Source organism: Noviherbaspirillum sp., assembly GCF_036846085.1.
Lineage (GTDB): Bacteria > Pseudomonadota > Gammaproteobacteria > Burkholderiales > Burkholderiaceae_D > Noviherbaspirillum.
Genome location: NZ_DAIUCO010000066.1, coordinates 1 through 20999 on the forward strand (window position 1 = coordinate 1; position 20999 = coordinate 20999).

The 20999-nt window shown below is 56.7% G+C and carries 21 protein-coding genes and 1 pseudogene; 11 read left to right on the forward strand and 11 right to left on the reverse strand.

Features of this window, described 5'->3' with window-relative positions; genetic code table 11:
* The 5 genes from V7080_RS09900 to V7080_RS09920 form a co-directional block, all read left to right on the forward strand.
* A partial coding sequence (locus V7080_RS09900; protein WP_334188230.1) for a sensor histidine kinase occupies positions 1–609 on the forward strand: 609 nt, incomplete at its 5' end.
* 215 nt (positions 610–824) lie between these two features.
* Positions 825–1769: a CAP domain-containing protein gene (locus V7080_RS09905; RefSeq protein ID WP_334188231.1), complete on the forward strand. Its 945-nt coding sequence runs from the start codon at positions 825–827 to the stop codon at positions 1767–1769.
* A 114-nt stretch (positions 1770–1883) separates the two neighbouring features.
* Entirely contained in the window at positions 1884–2114 is a 231-nt protein-coding gene (locus V7080_RS09910) for a hypothetical protein (protein WP_334188232.1), read from the forward strand.
* Positions 2115–2901: 787 nt separating this feature from the next.
* Positions 2902–3195, forward strand: a complete 294-nt coding sequence (locus V7080_RS09915; RefSeq protein ID WP_334188233.1) for a hypothetical protein — start codon at positions 2902–2904, stop codon at positions 3193–3195.
* A gap of 502 nt (positions 3196–3697) precedes the next feature.
* A complete protein-coding gene (locus tag V7080_RS09920; protein WP_334188234.1) occupies positions 3698–3991 on the forward strand; it encodes a DUF4148 domain-containing protein in 294 nt (97 codons plus the stop codon).
* Positions 3992–4091: 100 nt separating this feature from the next.
* On the opposite strand, the gene V7080_RS09925 is transcribed toward V7080_RS09920, so the two are convergent.
* From V7080_RS09925 to V7080_RS09940, 4 genes are all read right to left on the reverse strand, one after another.
* Positions 4092–4349 carry a hypothetical protein gene (locus V7080_RS09925; protein WP_334188235.1) on the reverse strand — a complete coding sequence of 86 codons (258 nt, stop codon included), beginning with the start codon at positions 4347–4349 and terminating at the stop codon, positions 4092–4094.
* Positions 4350–4533: 184 nt separating this feature from the next.
* The gene (locus V7080_RS09930; protein WP_334188236.1) at positions 4534–5073 is read right to left on the reverse strand and encodes a M23 family metallopeptidase; all 540 of its coding nucleotides are present in this window, start codon (positions 5071–5073) and stop codon (positions 4534–4536) included.
* A 1-nt stretch (position 5074) separates the two neighbouring features.
* Positions 5075–5329, reverse strand: a complete 255-nt coding sequence (locus V7080_RS09935; protein ID WP_334188237.1) for a hypothetical protein — start codon at positions 5327–5329, stop codon at positions 5075–5077.
* 363 nt (positions 5330–5692) lie between these two features.
* Positions 5693–5956, reverse strand: a complete 264-nt coding sequence (locus V7080_RS09940) for a hypothetical protein (RefSeq protein WP_334188238.1) — start codon at positions 5954–5956, stop codon at positions 5693–5695.
* 247 nt (positions 5957–6203) lie between these two features.
* Between V7080_RS09940 and trfA the strand changes: the two genes are divergently transcribed.
* Complete coding sequence (trfA, locus tag V7080_RS09945; RefSeq protein WP_334188239.1) at positions 6204–7154, forward strand: plasmid replication initiator TrfA; 951 nt, start codon at positions 6204–6206, stop codon at positions 7152–7154.
* Between the two features lie 68 nt (positions 7155–7222).
* Entirely contained in the window at positions 7223–7837 is a 615-nt protein-coding gene (locus tag V7080_RS09950; RefSeq protein WP_334188240.1) for a hypothetical protein, read from the forward strand.
* Between the two features lie 476 nt (positions 7838–8313).
* On the opposite strand, the gene V7080_RS09955 is transcribed toward V7080_RS09950, so the two are convergent.
* The 6 genes from V7080_RS09955 to rpmH form a co-directional block, all read right to left on the reverse strand.
* The gene (locus V7080_RS09955) at positions 8314–8484 is read right to left on the reverse strand and encodes a CsbD family protein (protein WP_334188241.1); all 171 of its coding nucleotides are present in this window, start codon (positions 8482–8484) and stop codon (positions 8314–8316) included.
* Between the two features lie 539 nt (positions 8485–9023).
* A complete protein-coding gene (mnmE, locus tag V7080_RS09960) occupies positions 9024–10406 on the reverse strand; it encodes a tRNA uridine-5-carboxymethylaminomethyl(34) synthesis GTPase MnmE (protein ID WP_334188242.1) in 1383 nt (460 codons plus the stop codon).
* A gap of 182 nt (positions 10407–10588) precedes the next feature.
* Positions 10589–12247: a membrane protein insertase YidC gene (gene yidC / locus V7080_RS09965; protein WP_334188248.1), complete on the reverse strand. Its 1659-nt coding sequence runs from the start codon at positions 12245–12247 to the stop codon at positions 10589–10591.
* Between the two features lie 29 nt (positions 12248–12276).
* On the reverse strand, positions 12277–12531 hold the full coding sequence (yidD, locus tag V7080_RS09970) for a membrane protein insertion efficiency factor YidD (protein ID WP_334188243.1): 255 nt from the start codon (positions 12529–12531) through the stop codon (positions 12277–12279).
* Positions 12528–12899: a ribonuclease P protein component gene (gene rnpA, locus V7080_RS09975; protein ID WP_334188244.1), complete on the reverse strand. Its 372-nt coding sequence runs from the start codon at positions 12897–12899 to the stop codon at positions 12528–12530. Before rnpA ends, yidD begins: the two co-directional genes overlap by 4 nt.
* A 30-nt stretch (positions 12900–12929) precedes the next feature.
* Positions 12930–13064 (reverse strand): 50S ribosomal protein L34, encoded by a 135-nt coding sequence (gene rpmH / locus V7080_RS09980; RefSeq protein WP_061535510.1) that lies wholly within the window; start codon positions 13062–13064, stop codon positions 12930–12932.
* Positions 13065–13446: 382 nt separating this feature from the next.
* Here rpmH and dnaA point away from each other — a divergent pair, with 382 nt between their 5' ends.
* From dnaA to V7080_RS10000, 4 genes are all read left to right on the forward strand, one after another.
* The gene (gene dnaA / locus V7080_RS09985) at positions 13447–14865 is read left to right on the forward strand and encodes a chromosomal replication initiator protein DnaA (protein WP_334188245.1); all 1419 of its coding nucleotides are present in this window, start codon (positions 13447–13449) and stop codon (positions 14863–14865) included.
* Between the two features lie 354 nt (positions 14866–15219).
* Complete coding sequence (gene dnaN, locus V7080_RS09990) at positions 15220–16326, forward strand: DNA polymerase III subunit beta (RefSeq protein WP_326858548.1); 1107 nt, start codon at positions 15220–15222, stop codon at positions 16324–16326.
* A gap of 253 nt (positions 16327–16579) precedes the next feature.
* Complete coding sequence (gyrB, locus tag V7080_RS09995; protein WP_334188246.1) at positions 16580–19084, forward strand: DNA topoisomerase (ATP-hydrolyzing) subunit B; 2505 nt, start codon at positions 16580–16582, stop codon at positions 19082–19084.
* Positions 19085–19434: 350 nt separating this feature from the next.
* Positions 19435–20469, forward strand: coding sequence for an RNA methyltransferase (locus V7080_RS10000; RefSeq protein ID WP_334188247.1), 1035 nt, complete (start codon positions 19435–19437; stop codon positions 20467–20469).
* Positions 20470–20532: 63 nt separating this feature from the next.
* On the opposite strand, the pseudogene V7080_RS10005 reads toward V7080_RS10000, so the two are convergent.
* A pseudogene (locus tag V7080_RS10005) lies at positions 20533–20999 on the reverse strand (hypothetical protein); the annotation flags it as partial.

A 20999-nucleotide genomic window follows, 5' to 3' on the forward strand; every position in this document is an offset into this window, starting at 1 on the left:
CGCGAGAACGATCCACAGGCCATGCGCGCCATCGTCGAAAGCATCGCCCACACCACCGATGCCACCGTCCATCTGGCCAATCGCCTGCTGACGCTCGCGCGCGCCGGCCATGGCGCCGAAGCCGATCTGCTGAATGTCTCGCTCACCGACATCGCACGGCAGGCAGGACTTGAACTGGCGGCGCAGGCGGTGAAGAAAAACATCGACTTGTCGCTGGATGCGGCCGCTGAGGTCATGGTGCTCGGAACGCCGTGGATGCTGCATGAAATGGCAATCAATCTGATCGACAATGCAATCCGGTACACGCCGGCCGGCGGCTCGGTTATTTTGCGTGTGTTCGATGATGGCCAGCCGGTCCTCGAAGTCGAAGACAGCGGACCCGGTATTCCGGAGGCGGAACGGGAGCGCGTATTCTCGCCGTTTTATCGCGTACCGTCCGCCCAGGAGGTGAATGCGGGCGGAAGCGGACTGGGGCTGGCGATCGTTCGCGATCTCGCCGCCATGCATCGTGCAGCGGTCGATCTTTCCGATGGGGGGAACAGTGGCAATGGTGCTGGGAGCGGTGCCGGATTGAAAATCACCGTGCGCTTTCCGGCTGACAAGGCCTGACAAATCTCAAGCGCCAGTGGCGGATGCTACGGTTAAATGAACAAACCGACATGCGCAGGGCGCTTGCCTTGCCGCTTTGAACTATTTGCAGTCACGGTGCAACCAACTATACGTCGCGCCATCTAAAAGCCGGCCGGACTTTCGACCAGGCCAACCGGCTTTGCGTATATCGTGCAAATCTAGCCGCCAAATCTTTTCATTTCAGGAACATATTCATGGTGCGACCACTTCGCCAACTCAAATGGATGCCCGTCTTGCTGGCATCGCTGCTACTTTCCGCCTGTGGCGGCGGAGGCGATGGCGCCCCCGCGCTCGTGACGACCAGTGCGCCGCTCCAGGAAACCGGTGGGCCGACCGCAATAGGCAATACCGCGACCGATGGCATCAACTGGTTCAATTTCCGGCGCCAGCAGATCGGTTTGCCGGCCACGACCCGCAATGCCCAGATCGATGACGCCGCCTTGGGACATTCCAATTACCAAAGACAGAACGGCATCACCCACGACCAGATTCAGGGCCGGCCCGGCTTCACCGGCGTCAGCCTGTTTGACCGACTCACTGCCGCCGGCTATCGCTTCCCGCAAGGCGGCTATACCGGTGAAGTCATTGTCCGCACCGGCGACAGCTCCGGCTTTAACGCCGCCGAGGACCTGGTTGCCGCGATCTATCACCGGTTTGTCATTTTTGAGCCGGTATTCAAGGAAATCGGCGCGGCGGCCTCCACCGCCTCGTCGGGCAGTATCTACATCACGACCAATTTCGCAGTCAATGGCTTGCGGCCGGTCCTCGGCACGGGCAATTTCGTCACTTATCCGTTCAATGGACAACAGCGGGTACCGACGAATTTCTTCAGTGACAGCGAAGAGCCGGATCCGGTGCCGGACCGCAACGAAGTCGGCTACCCGATCAGTGTCCATGCCGACATTACCTCGACCGTGAATGTGCAGACGTTTACCGTACGCCCGAGCGGCGGCAATGCATTGCCGGTCAGGCTGCTCGACCGCACTTCCGATCCGCATATGATCGAGTCGAATACCACATCGGCTGCCTCCATCGTTCCGCTTTCGCCATTGGCGCCCAACACTCTCTACGAAGTGCGCTTCGCGGGCAATGTGGATGGCGTGAGCGTCGACCGTTCGTGGTCGTTCAGGACACAATAAGCGGCAATGTTGCGCCGGGATGCGGCAGGAGCCATCCCGGCGTTAAATGCGATCGGGATGGAACAATCGTGCCGGCCGATTCTCCAAGCGGTTTTGGAGTCTATGGAGTCTGATATGGCGGCAGAAAGATACACCAAGGCTGACTGGATCGTCGAGGCGGATATTCAGCGGCTTGAAGGCGGCAAATACCAGGGCGTCGTGCTGGTCACCCGCGGCAATGGCGCAGCACAAGCAGATGGCGCGCAGCATGTCGTCGATGCCGTGTCGATCACACCGGAAGAAGCGCTCGATGAGGCGAAAGCGCTTGCCCACCGCATCCTCTCCGACTTGAAGACAGATTCCTGATCACGCCTTTTAACTTTCAATACCAAGAAAAAACCCGCTCGTGGCGGGTTTATGAAATTCCCAGGTATGGGTTGGGGATGGCATCAATCGTTACGCTGGATGACAGGCTCCCGGTGCGCGAAGCACCTCTCGGTGCCGGCACTCGTATATGCCCTCGGCAATTAAAATTATTTTTATAGTGCCGCAGGTATATGCCGGAGCGAGTTGGCGTCAAAGTGTAACAATATTCCAGCATTTGTAAACAGAAAAACGAACATCCGGCCATTTCTTGGTAATTGTCCGCGCTTTCCTCAAACGTCACCCAGGTTCGACTGATCGCTGCACGCCTTGTTCTATCCGTGTTTTCTGATCGTTGAATCCCCTTTGATCGCCATCCCATCCCAATCTAATGCTTGCATAGAATCAATATTGCTGAAAAGGTTATTTCTGGTAACAATTTCATTCATAAAACATTGAACTTGTGCAAAATCATCAAGTCATTTACATACACGAAACATGTTAGATAGCGAGTCTATTCAACGCGGATTTTGTTCAGGCTCATGAATTGTGAGACTTGGTAAACAAGCGCTGTTATAGCGTCGTATGAAGCCTATGGAAGTGAATCCTCTGCCGAATATCCCAAGCTGAAGATGGGCATAAAGTGCTTCTAACGGTCGTCAATATGCAGTATCGCAATTTAATTTTGCGTTTCCCATATCTATGGCTGGCGACGCAAGGCCATACAGGATGTAATCGAAGCATTCGCTCGCGAAAAGGCGGGTTGCGAGGGTAACGAAAGGGAAGCAAGTTGAACCATCTTATCGTGCAGGCGATTCATCAAAAGCGCTTTTTGAAATTGCGGTATTACGGGTATTTTCGTATCGTCGAACCCCATGCCTACGGCTTGGATAGTGTTGGTGATGCGGTGCTGGTGTGTTATCAGGTCTCGGGAGAGGGATTATCAGGCGCCGCTACCGGCTGGAAACGATTAAAGCTGTATGAGGCAGTGTCGGTGACTGAAACCGATGAAACGTTTTCCGGCCCTCGTCCAGGTTATGTTCCCGAAGATATTGCGTTTCATGCGGTGTTCGCGCAGTTGTAGACTGCCGTCGCATACCTGTATCTTCATTGCGGACAAAGCATCGTCTGCCTCATATCGCTATTGCGGACAGTCGATCCAATTGGTTCGCATTCAGGCTCAAGAAAAGCGGCAGCCAGGGAGATGTCCGCACACCTCCAAGGCTGCCTAACCGCCGCCCATTCACCGTTCCAGGCTGGACAGCGGCTGGCCCAATTTTGCCTAAAGATTAAGCATTTGGATTGATTTTTTACAACTGTCTGAAAACACCCTACACAGTTGTCGCTCAATGACATCATGTGTACTGGCCAATGTAGTCCTGATAAGCTGGTTTCATCAACATTATTTCTTTAATGGGAATAATGTATTTCGAAATGTGATGTTTATCGCGTCAAACGAAATGGTTAGACTGCCTTCCATCGATGAGCACACAACAGAGTGCGACTCACCGAGGCAGGACCCGACGGGCAGCAATTTTGCCTTGCCGCCGAGCCCCGAGTCATCAACTTAACCATGTGAGAAAAATATGAATGCTAAAAAATTGATCGCCGCTGTCGCCGCCTTGGCTGTTGCCGGTTCCGCGTTTGCAATCGGCAGCGATGACACCGCCCACTACAGTCTCGGAAAATCATCCTCGAAGACACGCGCCGAAGTCATGGCCGAACTGCGCCAGGTGCAGGCGGACGGTACCTACATCGTCGGCGGCCAGGAATTCGATGGCCAGATCCCGGCAACCCAGACGCAATATGCGCGCACCGCTCCGAAAGGAACAGAGACTGCGCAGAGCGACAAAGCATCCAATGCAGTAAAAACCAACTGAGCAACCCGCTCGATGTCTTGTTGACGTCGTCCCTATTGGGACAAGCAACAACTGGAAAAGCCGCCCGTTTGCATGGCGGCTTTTTCATGTCGCTTTCGCCCTAGCCTTGTCTTCTTTCATCGCTGAATTGCAGCACGACGCTGGCATGCGAAACCGATCTGATTTCGTCGCCCAGCGCAACACAGGTATTTGCCTCCCAAAGCCGGTTCGCGACGCGACGCACTTCCCTTGCTTCTCGAGCCAGATCCTTCTCCAGTCGTATTCCGAGCGTGTTCGCCCGTATCGATTCCGCTTCCAGCAAGCTTGCCAGTGTCGATAAGTGCTCCGCTATGCAACGGGTATCAATATTTTCCGTCATCATCATTTCCTTTCTTTTCGAAGATGCGTGCTCGTAACGAGTGCAATTGGTGCAGGGAGTGCACAACCGGAAGGCGTTTCATCCGCAGAGTTGCCTGCCATGCCGTCATTCGCGCTTCAGAGGTGCGTTCGCTGTGCCTGTCGTCGAATACGCAAGCAGCATGCCGTGATGCCTCGTTGCGATGCTAGTCGGGAATGGATATCAGCAGAGGAAAGGGATTGATCGCGCCGGTGCGCGTGTAGATGCCGTAGTGCAAATGCGGTGGTGTATCGATGGCATTGCCGGTGTTGCCCACGTAGCCGAGGACCGTACCCCGTCGTATCCGCTCCCCGGAGGACAGGAGTGCGAACCCATCCAGATGGGCGTAGTAATGCCTCTGTCCTCCCGGTCCCAGCACCCAGACGACATTCCCGCCAAGCCTGTTCTGGCCGCGACGAATCAGGATTCCTTCAGTGGTGGCCTGCACTGGTGTGCCGCGACGGGAAAAAATATCGATGCCCTCATGGCGCCGTCCTCCTGGCCGGGAGGCATGCCAGGTATCGCGTATCACGCCCGGTTTGATGCCCGAGACAGGCATGCCGACCTTCACCGGCACCGGCATGGACACCAGCCGCGATGCATATAGAGCCGCATCGAGCATCGGAAGCGCAACGCCAAGAACCGCCGTCCAAAGCACAGCGAAGAAAATGACCCGGAACGCTCCGGTCATGTGTGTTGGCGTCATGTCAGGGTGCTTCACGCACCGCTGCGATCGCATTCAGCATGTCGTCATCGGACAACTGCTCGTCCCATTGAAGCGGCAGATCGACATGCACAGACTTTTCTCCGCCGCTTGGCGTACACACCACCGACACTTGGCCATTGCCGTCCTGCAGACGCTTTTCCGCTTTGCGCGCGATGTCGGCGCTAGCGCCTGTCATGGCTTGCACGCAGGTCCATGCGACGCCATCCCCGCCCTGGATTTCCCATTGTTTCATCATGGCCTTTCAATGCGGTTATCCCAGTCGGATAGATCGCACGGAGCCGCGCCGGTTCGCCGGACGACGCCTGCGCCACTCGTGTTTCGAGCGATGATCCGGCGCCGATTAGAAGGATTAAAACCAGATTAAGCAAGGAGAAAAATGCATGTAACTGGTTGAAATAAAAAGATTTTTCAGAATGATCCGCACGCTCGGCAAACGTCCCCGGCTCGCTTCGGAAACGCGTCTTGCACGCTTCGGGAACGAGCCCTTCTCGCTGCACCTACGTGTCCGATCGCTTCACCTACGACAGGTCTCCACGCTCGACAGACGATACTTTTGCAGCCTTTTCGGGTTAAGGAGCGGCTTGTGCGGTGCTGACAGTCAAAAAAATGCCGGATAGACCGGGCGATTGGGTCGGAATTTGGCGCCTTCGGTGCTGAACCATCGCTTGAAATACGAGTGTCTTCTTTCAAAAGAGCGGCAAGCCACGCTCGACATACGATAACCGCGCGTCAGAAGGGCCTCCGCCACGCTCGAAATACGTGTCAGAAGCGTGACGAACCCGTTCCCTTCCTTTGCCACGCTCCACAAACGATAAAAGTTGCTGAATTCACCCTGTTTCCCACCGTCGGAATCAGGAACCATGCGGGAATCCGGTCCTCCGGCCCGCTCGGATGCATCGCTCGGACAACGATAGCAGGGCTTCCCCAATGCCGACCGCTGTCGACCCACGCTTGAAAAACGAGGAACACCGCATTTTTGCGCTGCAAAAGTTCATTGGGCCTCGCTCGAAAAACGTGTTTCAACGGTACAACTACGCGGGTCCACGCTTAAAAAACGAGGGACCGCATGTTACCTTTGCCGCTCGACAATAAAATTATGGAAACGGGACATGCCGCCTTCAGGGATCATGCATAAGCCGCTGAGCGATGCCTTGCAAAAGATTGAGCAAACCCTGGCGTCGAAGCGAAAAGCGCGTTCGCGGCAAACCCAGATGGCCTTTGATGAGAACGGGCAGATGGTGGACGATGCCGTTCAAAGTGACGTCGAACAGGTCCTGAAAATCATTCAGCTCCCGCTCTGGGAAAACCAGGTACGCGGACTGCCCAACCCGCTGGCCCGATCGGCGCTTTTCAGCGTCGCACGCCAGAACGAACCGCGCCAGCACTTGAAAGAGCGGCCGATCACTTCCGTCAAAGGCGTAGAAATTTTCTATACCGGCGAGGAATTGCGACAGGACGACGAAGACGTGTTTCTGAACCTGGTGCACCTGGCACGCAGCCAACCTCTCGGGCACGAGGTTTCCTTTACCGCCTACTCGATGCTCAAGTCGATGGGCTGGCCGACATCGTCTCCTTCCTATGAGCGCTTGCGCCTGTGCATCCTGCGCCTGACCGCCAACGCGGTCGAAATCCGTTTCGATGCGGGTTCCGGCAAGCGTGGCTATGGCGGCACCCTGGTCCAGGAGTTCACGTTCAAGGACGAAACCGACCGTCAATGGAAAGTCAGGCTCAATCCGAAGCTCATTACCCTGTTCGGCGCCGATGCGTACACCCAGCTCGACTGGCGGCAGCGCCTCAAGCTGCGTTCGCCGCTGGCCAAGTGGCTGCACGGTTTTTACTTCACCCACCGCGAACCCTTCGGATACAAGGTCGAAACGCTCAAGGGCTTATGCGGTTCGTCCGCGCAGCAGCTCTACCACTTTCGCAACGGTTTGAAAAAAGCGCTCGATTTGCTGGTGGAGCAGGGCTTCCTCAAGTCATGGAAGATCGATCCGATGACCGACGTCGTCACGGTAGTGCGTGCCACGCGGACGCAATCGCTTCCACAGCTTGGCGCGTAGCGTGGAGCCATGGAGCCATGCGCCGTGTGAATGTGAAGAACGCAGTTTGACAATAACGGGAGATAGGGATGACGCCGCAGAAACTACTCGCATTGATGGAAAACAGCATCATCAAGACCGGATTACTGAAAAACACCTCGGTATACGGGCGACCGGAGAAGTTGACACTCACCGAGGAAAAGTTTTTCAAGGGCGTTGACGCCAAGGGAAAATCGATCCCGATCTACAACCTGAAACAGGCCACCGGGTCCGGAGACGAATTCCTGTCATACATCTGCGATTACAAACGCGGTGAATTGCACTATCAAATACTCGGCCGCGAAGCGAATTTTTGCTTCACCATCACCATGAATGGATGCACTTTCGGTGTTGGCGCCGCGGCATCCGACGGCACGGTCATGGTCACGCATGGAAATCAGGCGGACGTAAAAGACGGCGCAGACGTGCCGAGCGGCGACATGTTCGCAAAGCAGCGTACCTTGGCGACGCAGTTTCACGGACCGGATGTCATGTTGCTCGAGCCATCCCAATATCGTCCAACCAACAAGGAAAATATTTCGACCTTCGGTATATGGATGAATGGCGCCTGGAACTTCTTTTATCAGTCGTATCAGGTTGTCGGCAGCGGCCAGATGCAGTTGAACGGGCTGTTTCCGTTCAAGACCAATATGCTTACAGGATGATCAGGATGCGGCGATCTGCAGTGTCCGGTCTTTCCGGAAAGTACGGCTTTTTGAATATCTAGAATGAAATCGATGCACCTTGGTATTTTTTTGAAAAACGGCGAAATTACGGTGTAATATTCGACCGCTGTATCAAAAAATCCGTTTTCAGGATAGAAGAGTGAGACCCGGAGCCCGCAAGGCACAAGCCACGCGGGCTTTTGTGTTTTTGTGATATTCATTTTGTGAATGCTTCATATCACGAGAATAAAGCAGACAGCTATGCTGCGCTGCATTAAAGTTGCATCTGTCTCCTCCAACTCTCCGTGAATTGGATTTAGCCCGCTCCCGTAGCGGGCTTTTTTTTGTAGTGCGCGGGCAGAAGCGTCTACATCACCGCGAACCGGTAACCAATTTTTTAGCAGTCATCTGCAAACGCATTATGCAAAAAGGCGGGAGAGCCCCGCCTTTCCTGCTTCATTGATACGTTCAAGCATCTATTTGCCAAAGCTATCCTTGATATTGCCGACAATCTTCTGGGTTTTGCCTTCTACTTGCTTGTCTGTCCCTTTTGTTTGCTGATTCTTGTCATTCAAGGCTTCGCCTGCCTTTCTTTGAAGCTTGCCGGCGACATCCTTGATGCTTCCTTTTACCTGATCCTGGTTCATATCAATCTCCTGTTGAAGGTTGCCATGTTGATTGGACGACATCGAAATTCGATGGTTCCTTCTACATCACGGTGTAAGGGTATTTGCATCCACGTCGAGAACGTTTTTTCACTTCAGTGTTTTAGAGAAGATGCAGTAACACGTCACCAGCAAACTCAGAACTCAGGCGGAAGAATTTCCGTGAGTAAAAGTCTATTGATAGATATCAAGCTTGCAGCAATGAACAAATATCAAATTTGGTAATTTTCATTGTAGTATTTGGCCGCTGCACCAAAAAAATCCATTCCCAAGGATAGTCGAGAGAGAGACAAGGAGCCCGTGAAGCCACAAGCTAAACGGGCTTTCTTTTTGGATATATAACGGATGAATATATCGATATCACGATAATAAATAGGACAAATATGATGCGACGCATTATATTGAAACTTGTCTCCTCCAACTCCCTGTGAATTGGATTTAGCCCGCTCTCGCAGCGGGCTTTTTTTTGGGCGGCAGATCGGCTCCGGCGATGCAGGACGCAGCGATGTCTGGATTGACGCTTACTTGCCGATGCAGAATCGGCTGAAGATGACGCCTAATAGATCATCGGAAGTGAATTCGCCGGTAATGCTGTTCAGGCGTTCCTGCGCCAGTCGCAAATCCTCCGCCAGCAAGTCGAGCGCCTGATCATTGATCCGATGCGTGCTGGCTGCATGCTCTCCGGCGATATCAAGATGATGGCGCGCCGCCTTCAGTGCCAGGAGATGCCGCTCGCGCGCCAGAAAACGGGATTCGCCGGTCTGCTGCCATCCGGCGACACGAAGCAGTTCAGCGCGAAGCAACTCCATGCCGGTCCGGTCCGTCGCGGAGACATAGATATGCGTTGCATCCGGCATGCGATCGACGGCAGGCCGGTGGCCGGACAGATCGATCTTGTTCCAGATGCGCAGCACCGGCACATTGTTCGGCAGGCGACTGACGATGTCTTCATCGGCGCGCGTCGGCCCCCGGCTGGCATCCAGCAAATGCAGGATCACATCCGCTTTCTGCACCTCGCCCCAGGTACGCTCGATACCGATCCGCTCCACTTCATCTCCAGCGTCCCGGATGCCGGCGGTATCGATGATGTTGAGCGGGATGCCCTCCATTTGTATGGTTTCCGTCACCTTGTCGCGCGTGGTGCCGGCGATCGGTGTAACGATGGCAACATCGGCGCCGGCCAACGCATTCAGCAGCGACGACTTGCCGACATTCGGCTGCCCGGCGAGCACCACATTCAGGCCATCGCGCAAAAGCGCACCTTGGGCAGCTTGGTTGAAAATGTCATCGAGGTTTTGCCGGATACGGTCCAGTTGGCCGCGTGCATCGGACTTTTCCAGAAAATCGATCTCCTCTTCCGGAAAATCCAGTGTCGCTTCCACCAGCATGCGCAAATGCACCACCTTGTCGACAAGTTCATGAATCGCCTTGGAAAATACGCCCGACAGCGACTGGGACGCCGATTTGGCCGCCGCCTCGGTCGAGGCTTCGATCAGATCGGCAACGGCTTCGGCCTGCGCAAGATCCAGCTTGTCATTGAGGAAAGCGCGATGGGTGAATTCCCCCGGCTGCGCAAGCCGCAATCCGATGCCTTCGCCGGCCGCGATGCAGCGCGCCAGCAGCATCTGCAGCACCACCGGACCGCCGTGCCCTTGCAACTCCAGCACGTCTTCGCCGGTGTAAGAATGCGGTGCCTTGAAATACAGGGCGAGACCCTGGTCGATCACACTGCCGTCGGCCTGCCGGAACGGTAGATAGGTGGCGTGGCGCGGCGGTAACTGCCCGACGCCGCAAACCGCCTGTATAACGCTGTCCAGGTTCTTGCCCGAGATGCGCACCACGCCGATGCCGCCGCGTCCGGGTGCGGTGGCGATCGCGGCGATGGGAGAAGAGTCGTAGTTCATGAATTGATTTTACTGATGGGGTTCGTAAGGCAAAGCGGGGAAAAGACGAAAAGTCGTCCAGGTGTTGGAAATTTGTCCTTGGCACGGGAAAACAAGCCGGATTGAACAGATCAATGAGCCGAACAGGCGCGCCAAACAAAAAAGCCCGTGACACGCACGGGCTTTTTCGCGAAACGCTGGCGTCAAGCCGCCTGTCCTTTTTCGATTTTCCGGGTAATTACCCACTGCTGTGCGATCGACAGGATGTTGTTCACTACCCAGTACAGCACCAGGCCCGCCGGGAAGAAGAAGAACATCACCGAGAAAATGATCGGCATGAACATCATCACCTTCGCCTGGATCGGGTCCGGCGGGGTCGGGTTCAGCTTGGTCTGGATGAACATCGAGATTGCCATGACCACCGGCAGGATGTACCAGGGATCAGGAGACGCCAGATCCTGGATCCAGCCGAGCCACGGCGCATTACGCATTTCGACACTGGCCAGCAGCACCCAGTACAACGCGATGAACACCGGGATCTGGACCACGATCGGCAGGCAGCCGCCGAGCGGGTTGATCTTTTCGGTCTTGTACAGCTCCATCATCGCCTGGTTCATCTTCTGCGGATCGGACTTGTGACGCTCGCGGATCGCCTGCATTTTCGGCGTCACGGTCTTCATTTTCGCCATGCTGCGATAGCTGGCCGCCGACAGCGGGAAAAAGGCCAGCTTGATCAGGACGGTCAGGACGATAATGGTCCAGCCCCAGTTGCCGAGCACCTTGTGGATCTGGTCCATCAGCCAGAAGATCGGTTTGGCAACGATGGTCAGCCAGCCATAGTCCTTCACGAGGTCGAGGCCCGGCGCCAGCTTTTCCAGCGTCGCCGATTCTTGCGGGCCGGAATACAGGCGCGTGTCCATGGTTGCTGTCGCGCCGGGCGCAATGGTGCCGACCGGCAGAATATTGCCGACAGCAAAAAGGTTGTTATCGACTTTCTTGGTATAAATTTCCCGTGCTACGCCATCCTTCGGCAGGAAGGCGGACACGAAATAATGCTGCACGATCGCGATCCAGCCGCTGTCGGCCTTGGTGACGTGCTTGGCCTTGCCTTCATCGATATCGTCAAAGTCCAGTTTCTGGAATTTCTCCGCTTCGGTGTAGATCGCCGGCCCCGTGAAGGTACTGTAGAACTGCGACTCGCCCGGCGGCGAACTGCCGTCGCGGACCAGTTGCAGGTACAGCGACGGATTGATCGGCGCACCGCTGTTATTCACGATCTGGTGCTGAATGCCGATCGTGTACTCGCCGCGCCGGAAGGTGTAGGTCTTGATCAGTCTGACGCCGCTTTGCTCCGACTCCATCACAAGCTGCAGTTCATTGGCGCCGTCAAGCGCGCGCGGGCCGGGACGGACCGCGAAACTGGACTTGTGATTCGGGAACGGACCGCCAATCAGGCCGGTCTGGCCGAGATAGGTATGGCCGTTGCCGGATTCGAACAACACCATGTTCTTGGACTGGTCGACCGTGTCCTTATGCTTGAGCAATTCGAGTCGCTGCAGTTGGGCGCCGGAGGTATCGATCTCGGCCTTGATCACATCGGTCGTGATGGTGACCACCTCGCTTTTGGCAGTCGCCGGTCCGCCGGGCACGACCGCGGCGGTCGGGGCGCCAGCCTGCTGGGTCGCTTGCGGGACATCGGCCCGTCCGGCGGCGGGAGGAGTGCCGGCTGTGCCTGGCTTGGCGGTTTGGGTCGCCGTCGGAAAGAACATCGACGGTTTGCCGTTGTAGCGCATCCAGTTGTCCCAAAGGATCAGCATCGACAACGAGAATACAACCCACAGGACGGTACGTCGGATATCCATATGCATAGTTAACAAGTAATGTGAGAAATTCAGGAATGAGTGCAGCCGCAGCCATGCGATGGCCCGGAGGTTTTCTGCGGCACCGGATCGACTCCGCCGGGGTGCCACGGATGACACTTGCACAAGCGTTTCGCCGTCAGCCAGGAACCCTTTACCGTGCCGTGCACGCCGATCGCCTCGATCGCGTAGTTCGAGCAGGTCGGATAAAACCGGCATGTTTGCCCGAGAAAAGGGCTGATGCCCAGCTGATAGCCGCGCAATAGTAACAGCAGTAGCGCTTTCACCGGTCGCTCCGCAGGTTTTGCGGCGACAACAGCCGGGTAAGCTCATCGCGCAGCATGCGTTTCAAATGGGCCGATGTGGCCGGGCCATTCTTGGAATTGACGGGTTTGGACAGGCGCACGATGCAGTCGAATGGCGGCAATGGCGTCTGGCGAAACAACTCGCGCGTGACGCGTTTGATGGTATTGCGCGTGACGGCGCGCGGTGCGAAGCGCTTGGCGGCGACAATGCCGAGGCGGGCATGGGACAGTTGATTGCTTCGAGTGTACAGCACGAAGTGCGCTGTCCGCTGCACGGGCCGCAAACGAAAAACGGATGAAAAATCATCCGTTTTAACGATTCGCCGGTCGCGTGAGTAATCTCCGGTCACGCCAGCAGCTTGGGCGGTGCAGCGCTTGGCTTAAGCAGCCAGGCGCTTGCGGCCTTTGGCGCGGCGTGCGTTCAGCACAGCGCGACCGCCGCGGGTTGCCATGCGAGCGCGGAAGCCATGGGTACGCTTGCGGCGGACGACGGAAGGTTGGTAGGTACGTTTCATGTTGGTTCTCGCAAATCAGCAAAGGTGGGTTGGATATCACGCCGGCCTGTGTTTTGCACGGTAGCTACAAAACTCAACAAGCGATAGACAGTGAACCCGCAATTAGACATCAGTTTCTGCTTCTGTGTCAATCACTTAGCCGGATTATGGCCAAGCCGGAAACGTCGCTTTTGTTTCCCAAATCAAGCTCTCCCTGTGGATAACTTTCCTCGGCGGAGGTAGAATAGACCCCATCGTGTGGTGCCTCCCTTCCTCTGCAGCGACGCTTTAAAAATCTGCCGCGCAGTTCCTTCCAGACCTGCGCGGCACATTTTTAGGGGCGTCCGGCATGTCGATGGAAGATGCGAGGGTCCGCTTTCCGCACCCAATTACAAGACAATTCATGGAAAATTTCTGGCAGACCTGCTCCGCCTTGCTGGAGCAAGAGCTCACGCCGCAACAGTTCAGCGCATGGATCAAGCCGCTGGCGCCGCTCGATTATGAAGATGGCAAGTTGCGCATTGCGGCGCCGAACCGGTTCAAGCTCGATTGGGTGAAAACCCAGTTTGCCAATCGCATCACCACACTGGCATCCGAATACTGGGATGCGCCGATCGACGTGCAGTTCGTCCTCGATCCGCGGCTCAATGCGGCAAAAAAGACGGTTGCGCCGGCCCCGGCCGCCACCAACGGAAACGGCAATGCCAATGGCGGCAATCATCCGATGATGAACGGCATGCCGGACCCGATCGAGATCACCGAACGCAACGAAGCGCCGGTCGACCACACCCCGCGCCGCGACCAGAGCCGTATCAACAACGCGCTGACCTTCGAAAGTTTCGTGACCGGCAAGGCCAACCAGCTGGCGCGTGCCGCCGCCATTCAGGTGGCCAACAATCCCGGCGTTTCCTACAATCCGTTGTTCCTGTACGGCGGTGTCGGCTTGGGAAAAACCCACCTTATACATGCCATCGGCAACCAGGTTCTCACTGACAATCCGAACACCCGCATCCGATACATCCATGCTGAACAGTATGTTCGCGACGTAGTGACCGCTTACCAACGCAAGGGTTTCGACGATTTCAAACGGTATTACCATTCCCTCGATCTGCTGCTGATCGACGATATTCAATTCTTCGCCGGCAAGAGCCGGACGCAGGAGGAATTCTTCTACGCGTTCGAAGCATTGATTGCAGCCAAGAAACAAATCATCATCACCAGCGATACGTATCCGAAGGAAATCAGCGGCATGGATGACCGGCTGATTTCCCGTTTCGATTCCGGTCTGACCGTGGCAGTCGAGCCGCCTGAACTGGAAATGCGGGTTGCCATTCTGCTAAAAAAGGCGACCCAGGAAGGTGCGGTATTGTCCGACGATGTTGCGTTTTTCGTTGCCAAACATTTACGTTCCAACGTCCGTGAACTGGAAGGGGCGTTACGAAAAATTCTGGCGTATTCCCGTTTTCACGGTAAAGACATTACGATCGATGTTGTCAAAGACGCATTGAAAGATTTGCTTTCGGTCCAAAATAGACAGATATCGGTTGAAAATATCCAGAAGACGGTGGCGGACTTTTTTAACATCAAAGTCGCGGACATGTACTCGAAAAAGCGTCCTGCGAATATTGCCCGCCCGCGCCAGATTGCGATGTACCTTGCAAAAGAGTTAACGCAAAAGAGCTTGCCCGAAATCGGAGAATTGTTTGGCGGCCGGGACCATACCACCGTGTTGCATGCAGTACGGAAAATCGCCGCCGACCGCAGCAAGAACCCGGAAGTCAACCACGAGTTGCATGTTCTGGAACAGACATTGAAAGGCTAAGGCGGCTGCTTCGTGACTTGTGGATAACTTTTGCCGGCACGCCAATGCCGGCGGGCCCGAAGGACCTGAAAGGACTCATTTTTGTTTTCGAGAAGCAGTACCTTTTCTGTCAAAATAGAGCTGCCTTTTTGGCATTTAATTAACAGGCAACCGAGCCGTGCCGCGCATCGATCGCCCGACATGTTGATCGCAGGGAGTAATGGTGAGGGCGGCCACCGGAGAGATAGGCCGGCACACTATTGCGGCGTCGCAGCAAGGCGGCAAACACTATCAGGAAGCACCGCGCGACACGCGCGCAAGCAGCATCAGTAGATTCACAATCAGGAAACTGTCTCAACCAATAAGGATAAAAGCATGCAATTGGTTAAAACCACCAGAGACACGCTTCTCCGGCCACTGCAGATTGTGAGCGGTATTGTCGAGCGTCGGCACACATTGCCGATTCTGGCCAATATCCTCATCCGCAAGGAAGGTGAAAAAGTGTCTTTCCTGTCGACCGACATCGAAGTGCAGATCACCACGCACGCCGACGTCGGCAGCGGCGGCGAAGTTGCCGCCACGACCGTCGCGGCGCGCAAGCTGCTCGACATCCTGCGCGCATTGCCCGACTCCGGCGACGTATCTCTGTCGCTGGCCAACAAGCGCATGACGGTCCAGTCCGGCAAATCGCGCTTCGCATTGCAGACGCTGGCCGCCGAGGAATTTCCGACCGTGGCGCAGGCAGAGCAGTACAACGCTACCGTCACCTTGCCGCAGAAGACATTGAAGCACCTGTTCAACATGGTGCATTTTGCAATGGCGCAGCAGGACATCCGCTATTACCTGAACGGCCTGCTCCTGGTGGTCGATGGCAAGAATGTCATTGCGGTCGCCACCGATGGCCACCGGCTTGCGTTCTGCCAGGTCGAGACGGATCAGAATTTCCCGCGCCAGGATGTGATCATCCCGCGCAAGACCATTCTCGAACTGCAGCGCCTGCTGGAAGAAATCGACCAGCCGGTGCAACTGGACATCGCGAACAACCAGGTCAAGCTGACCTTCGCCGACATCGAACTGATTTCGAAGCTGGTCGAGGGGAAGTTCCCGGATTACACCCGCGTGATCCCGAAGGGATACAAGAACGATTTCACGATCAACCGCGACCAGTTGCTCCGCTCCCTGCAGCGCGCGGCGATCATGACCAGCGACAAGTTCAAGGGCGTGCGCTGCATCATCAGCCCGGGCAGCATGAAGATCAGCTCGACCAATGCCGACCAGGAAGAGGCGGTCGAGGAAATCGAAATCGATTACGGCGGCGACAGCGTCGATATCGGTTTCAACGTCACTTACCTGCTCGACGTACTGAACAACCTCAAGAGCGAAAGCGTCAACATCGCCCTTGGCGACGCCAACTCATCGGCGTTGATCACCGTGCCGGATAACGCCGACTTCAAATACGTCGTGATGCCGATGCGGATTTGATCGAAGTAACAACGAATGTGACAGGGGCCGCGAAGTAGTGCGAGCCCCTTTGCCACTTTTATGAAATGTTGAACATACCAAAGCCGGGCACCTTCCCCTTTCAAGGAGGAAGGTTGGGATGGCGGTAACGTGGCCGAAGGACAGCATCAGTCTCTCGAACGCGCTATTGCCGATCCGCCTTCCATCGCAGTTGGAAGGTTATTGCAACAGCCCTCTCGCTCTTTAGCCGTAACGTACTATCCAGAAAGCAGCCATGTCAGCGATTCCTCAAGAAGCCATCCCCCAGCCGCAGCCGCAGAACCAGTACGGCGCCTCCTCCATCCAGATCCTCGAAGGCCTGGAAGCGGTGCGAAAGCGCCCTGGCATGTACATCGGTGATACGTCGGATGGCACCGGCCTGCACCACTGCGTATTCGAAGTGCTCGACAACTCCATCGACGAATCGCTGGCCGGCCACTGTACCGAAATCCACGTCACCATCCACTCCGATAACTCGATTTCCGTCACCGACAATGGCCGCGGCATTCCGACCGGCATCAAGTGGGACGACAAGCATGATCCGAAGCGCAGTGCGGCGGAAATCGTCATGACCGAGCTGCACGCCGGCGGCAAGTTCGACCAGAATTCCTACAAGGTATCGGGCGGCCTGCACGGCGTCGGCGTGTCGTGCGTCAACGGCTTGTCGAAGCTGCTCAAGCTGACCATTCGCCGTGACGGCAAAGTGCATTACATGGAATTCGCCAAGGGCATTCCGCAGAATCGCGAGGTCGAAACCCAGGATGGCGTCGTGGTATCGCCAATCAAGGTCATCGGCGACACAGACAAGCGCGGCACCGAGGTGCATTTCTGGGCCGACGAGGAAATCTTCAACAATGTCGAGTTCCACTACGACATCCTCGCCAAGCGCATCCGCGAACTGTCCTTCCTGAATAACGGCGTGCACATCAAGCTCACCGACCAGCGCACCGGCAAGGAAGAAGTGTTCGCATTCGAAGGCGGCACCCGCGGCTTCGTCGAATACATCAACAAGAGCAAGTCGGTGCTGCATCCGACCATCTTCCAGGCCACCGGCGAAAAAATGTCCGAGTACGGCACCAATATCACCGTGGACGTCTCCATGCAGTGGAATGATGCCTACAACGAGCAGGTGCTCTGCTTCACCAACAACATCCCGCAGCGCGACGGCGGCACCCACCTCACCGGCCTGCGCGCCGCAATGACGCGGGTGATCAACAAGTACATCGAAGAACACGAATTCGCCAAGAAAGCCAAGGTCGAAGTCGCCGGCGACGACATGCGCGAAGGCCTCACCTGCGTGCTGTCGGTGAAGGTGCCGGAGCCAAAGTTCAGTTCGCAGACCAAGGACAAGCTGGTATCGAGCGAAGTGCGTGGTCCGGTCGAGGAAATCGTCGCCAAGACGCTCACCGACTACCTCGCGGAAAAGCCGAACGACGCCAAGATCATCTGCGGCAAGATCGTCGAAGCCGCGCGCGCCCGCGAAGCCGCGCGCAAGGCCCGCGAACTCACCCGCCGCAAGGGCGTGATGGACGGCCTCGGCCTCTCCGCCAAGTTGGCGGACTGCCAGGAAAAAGATCCGGCGCTGTGCGAACTCTACATCGTCGAGGGCGACTCCGCGGGCGGCTCCGCCAAGCAGGGCCGCGACCGTAAATTCCAGGCCATCCTGCCGCTGCGCGGCAAGGTGCTCAACGTCGAAAAAGCCCGCTTTGAAAAGATGCTCTCCAGCGAGCAGATCACCACGCTGATCGCCACGCTCGGCACCAGCATCGGGCCGGATGAATTCAACGTCGAGAAGCTGCGCTATCACCGCCTGATCATCATGACCGATGCGGACGTCGATGGCGCCCACATCCGTACGTTGCTGTTGACCCTGCTGTACCGCCAGATGCCGCAGCTCGTCGAGCGCGGTCACGTCTACATCGCCCAGCCGCCACTGTACAAGGTCAAGCACGGCCGCGACGAGCGCTACCTGAAGGACGATGTCGAGGAAGCCAGCTACATGATGCAGGTCGCGCTCAACGACGCCGCCCTGATCCCGACCGCCAATGCCGAACCGATCATCGGCGACGCGCTGGCGGAGCTGGTCCGACAGTACAACACCGCCAATGCCATCATCATGCGCCTCGCGCGCGTGGTGGACGACGCGGCGCTGTCGGCCATCATGACCGGCGTCACGCTGAACCTCAGCGGCCCGGACGAATCGCGCCAGTCCGCGGAAGCGCTCACCAAGGCGATCAACGATCCGAGCGTCGAGGTCACCGTCACCGCCGCCGACGAATTGTCGGACAAATGCGCGCTCAGGATCCAGCGCCGCCTGCACGGCAACCTGAAGCTCAGCGTCATCGACGCCGACTTCGTCGCCGGACCGGACTACCAGGTGCTGGCAAATGCTGCCGCCACCTTCAAGGGCTTGATCGGCGAAGGCGCGATGGTGCGCCGCGGGCAGGGCGAAAAGGCCAAGGAAATCGCGATCAAGGACTTCCACGAAGCGATGGCATGGCTGCGCGAAGAGGCCGAGCGCGGCGTGTCGAAGCAGCGATATAAGGGATTGGGCGAGATGAATCCCGAGCAGCTGTGGGAAACCACGATGGACCCGGCGGTGCGGCGTTTGCTGCGGGTGCAGATCGAGGATGCAATCGCGGCGGACCAGATCTTCACGACGCTGATGGGCGACGACGTAGAGCCGCGCAGGGCGTTCATTGAATCGAATGCGCTGCAGGCGGGAAATATTGACGTGTAATTCGCTCCTATTCCCGAATGAAATGGGACTCGATATCGAGTCCCATTTTTTTGCATATCGATCTTACTTACGCTGAAGGCAGCCTCTGATATGCATGAGTGAACATAGAACTTATGGGTTCTAAATGAAATGATCATCTTCAACAGAGAAGAGCCCGTGTATAAAACTGATTCAGTCGTGACTATCCAATGCCCGCTTAAGCCAAACAAGGGAGTGTTATCGACTTCACAGTGGAACGACGTTCATCGCCAAATGAAAGGCGCCCGATAAAATTGCAGATGCCGGACACTGGATGAACGGCATGCAAAACCCGGTTTTCCCGACGGTATCGCTTCCAGCTACAACTCCATATGCAAATTGAATCCATCCGTCAACGCCTCCGCGCACTCGGCGCCATGCCGCTCCATGAGCAACGCGTGCTGCGTGACTGGCTGCAAGCCCGGCCGCACGACCAGGGGCGCCGGCGTCCCAACGATTTTCTGCCGAAACCCTTGCGCGAAGCGTTGCCGGAGATCGATGCCGAGCTGCATGGTATCGTCCGATTGCTGTCGTCTCATCCGACCGACGACGGATCGGCCCGCCTGCTGGTCGGCCTGACCGATGGCCAGACCGTGGAAAGCGTGCTGCTGCCGCGCGACGGCGTGTGTGTGTCCAGCCAGGTCGGTTGCGCAGTCGGCTGCCAGTTTTGCATGACCGGTCGTAGCGGGTTGATCCGGCAGGTGACGAGCGGCGAAATTGTCGCGCAGGTGGCGCTGGCACGCACGCAGCGCGTGGTGAAAAAGGTCGTTTTCATGGGCATGGGCGAGCCGGCCCACAACCTCGCCAATGTGATGGAGGCAATCGAGCTGCTCGGCACCGAAGGCAATATCGCGCACAAGAATTTAGTATTCTCGACGGTCGGCGACCCACGTGTCTTCGAGTGCCTGCCGCAAGGCGTGGTGAAACCGGCGCTGGCCTTGTCGCTGCACACGACCAAGCCTGCGCTGCGCGAGACCTTGTTGCCGCGCGCGCCGCGCATGACGCCCACGGAACTGGTGGCGCTGGGTGAACAATACGCACGCCTTACGCATTACCCGGTGCAGTACCAATGGACGCTGCTCGAAGGCATCAATGACGGCGAAGAGGAGCTGGATGGGATCGTCGAGCTGTTGAAAGGGAAGTACGCGGTATTAAACATGATCCCTTACAACACCATTCCGGACTTGGAGTTCAAGCGGCCATCCTGGGAACGCGCGCGGGCGATTGCACGTTCCCTGCACCAGCGCGGCGTGTTGACGAAATTGCGCGATTCAGCGGGGCAGGAGGTCGACGGCGGATGCGGGCAGTTGCGGGCACGTGCGATCGCGACGGATGCACGGACAATCCCCATTCACGCTTCCCTCTGATCACTCTCCCGTCACCTGCTTTGCACAGCAGATTGGCAACCATGAAAAAGCGCTACGCCTCTGCTATGCAAGCAAAAGACGGGCAAGCTCCGCGGGCTGGCTGACCATCGGATCATGGCCCGTTTTAAGCTCGACCACCTGCCATCCCGGTTCGGTACGGACACGTTGTCGCATTACGGCAATGGTTTGCAGCGCAGGCGAGGTGCAGTCCACGAAAGTGCGCTTGATGCTTGCTACGCGCTGCGCATCGAACATCAGGGGGTCCTGATACACGCCGAACGGATGCGAAGTCTGGCGGCGATTTACCCAATCACGGTCAGGTCCGTCGAGGCCAAACGCCGATGCATCAGCCTGAGGCATTGAAACACCGCCGGATTCTGCTGCTGCTTCCACTCGGGCTGCGACGGTTTGCGCGGACTGCCGGCTGGACCAGCTTTCGCCGGGATGCGGCGTGACCGCATCGACATAGATCAGATGGTAATCCCCCCGGCCAAAAGAGGCGATCAGAAGTAGAATTTTCTCGTTGAGGG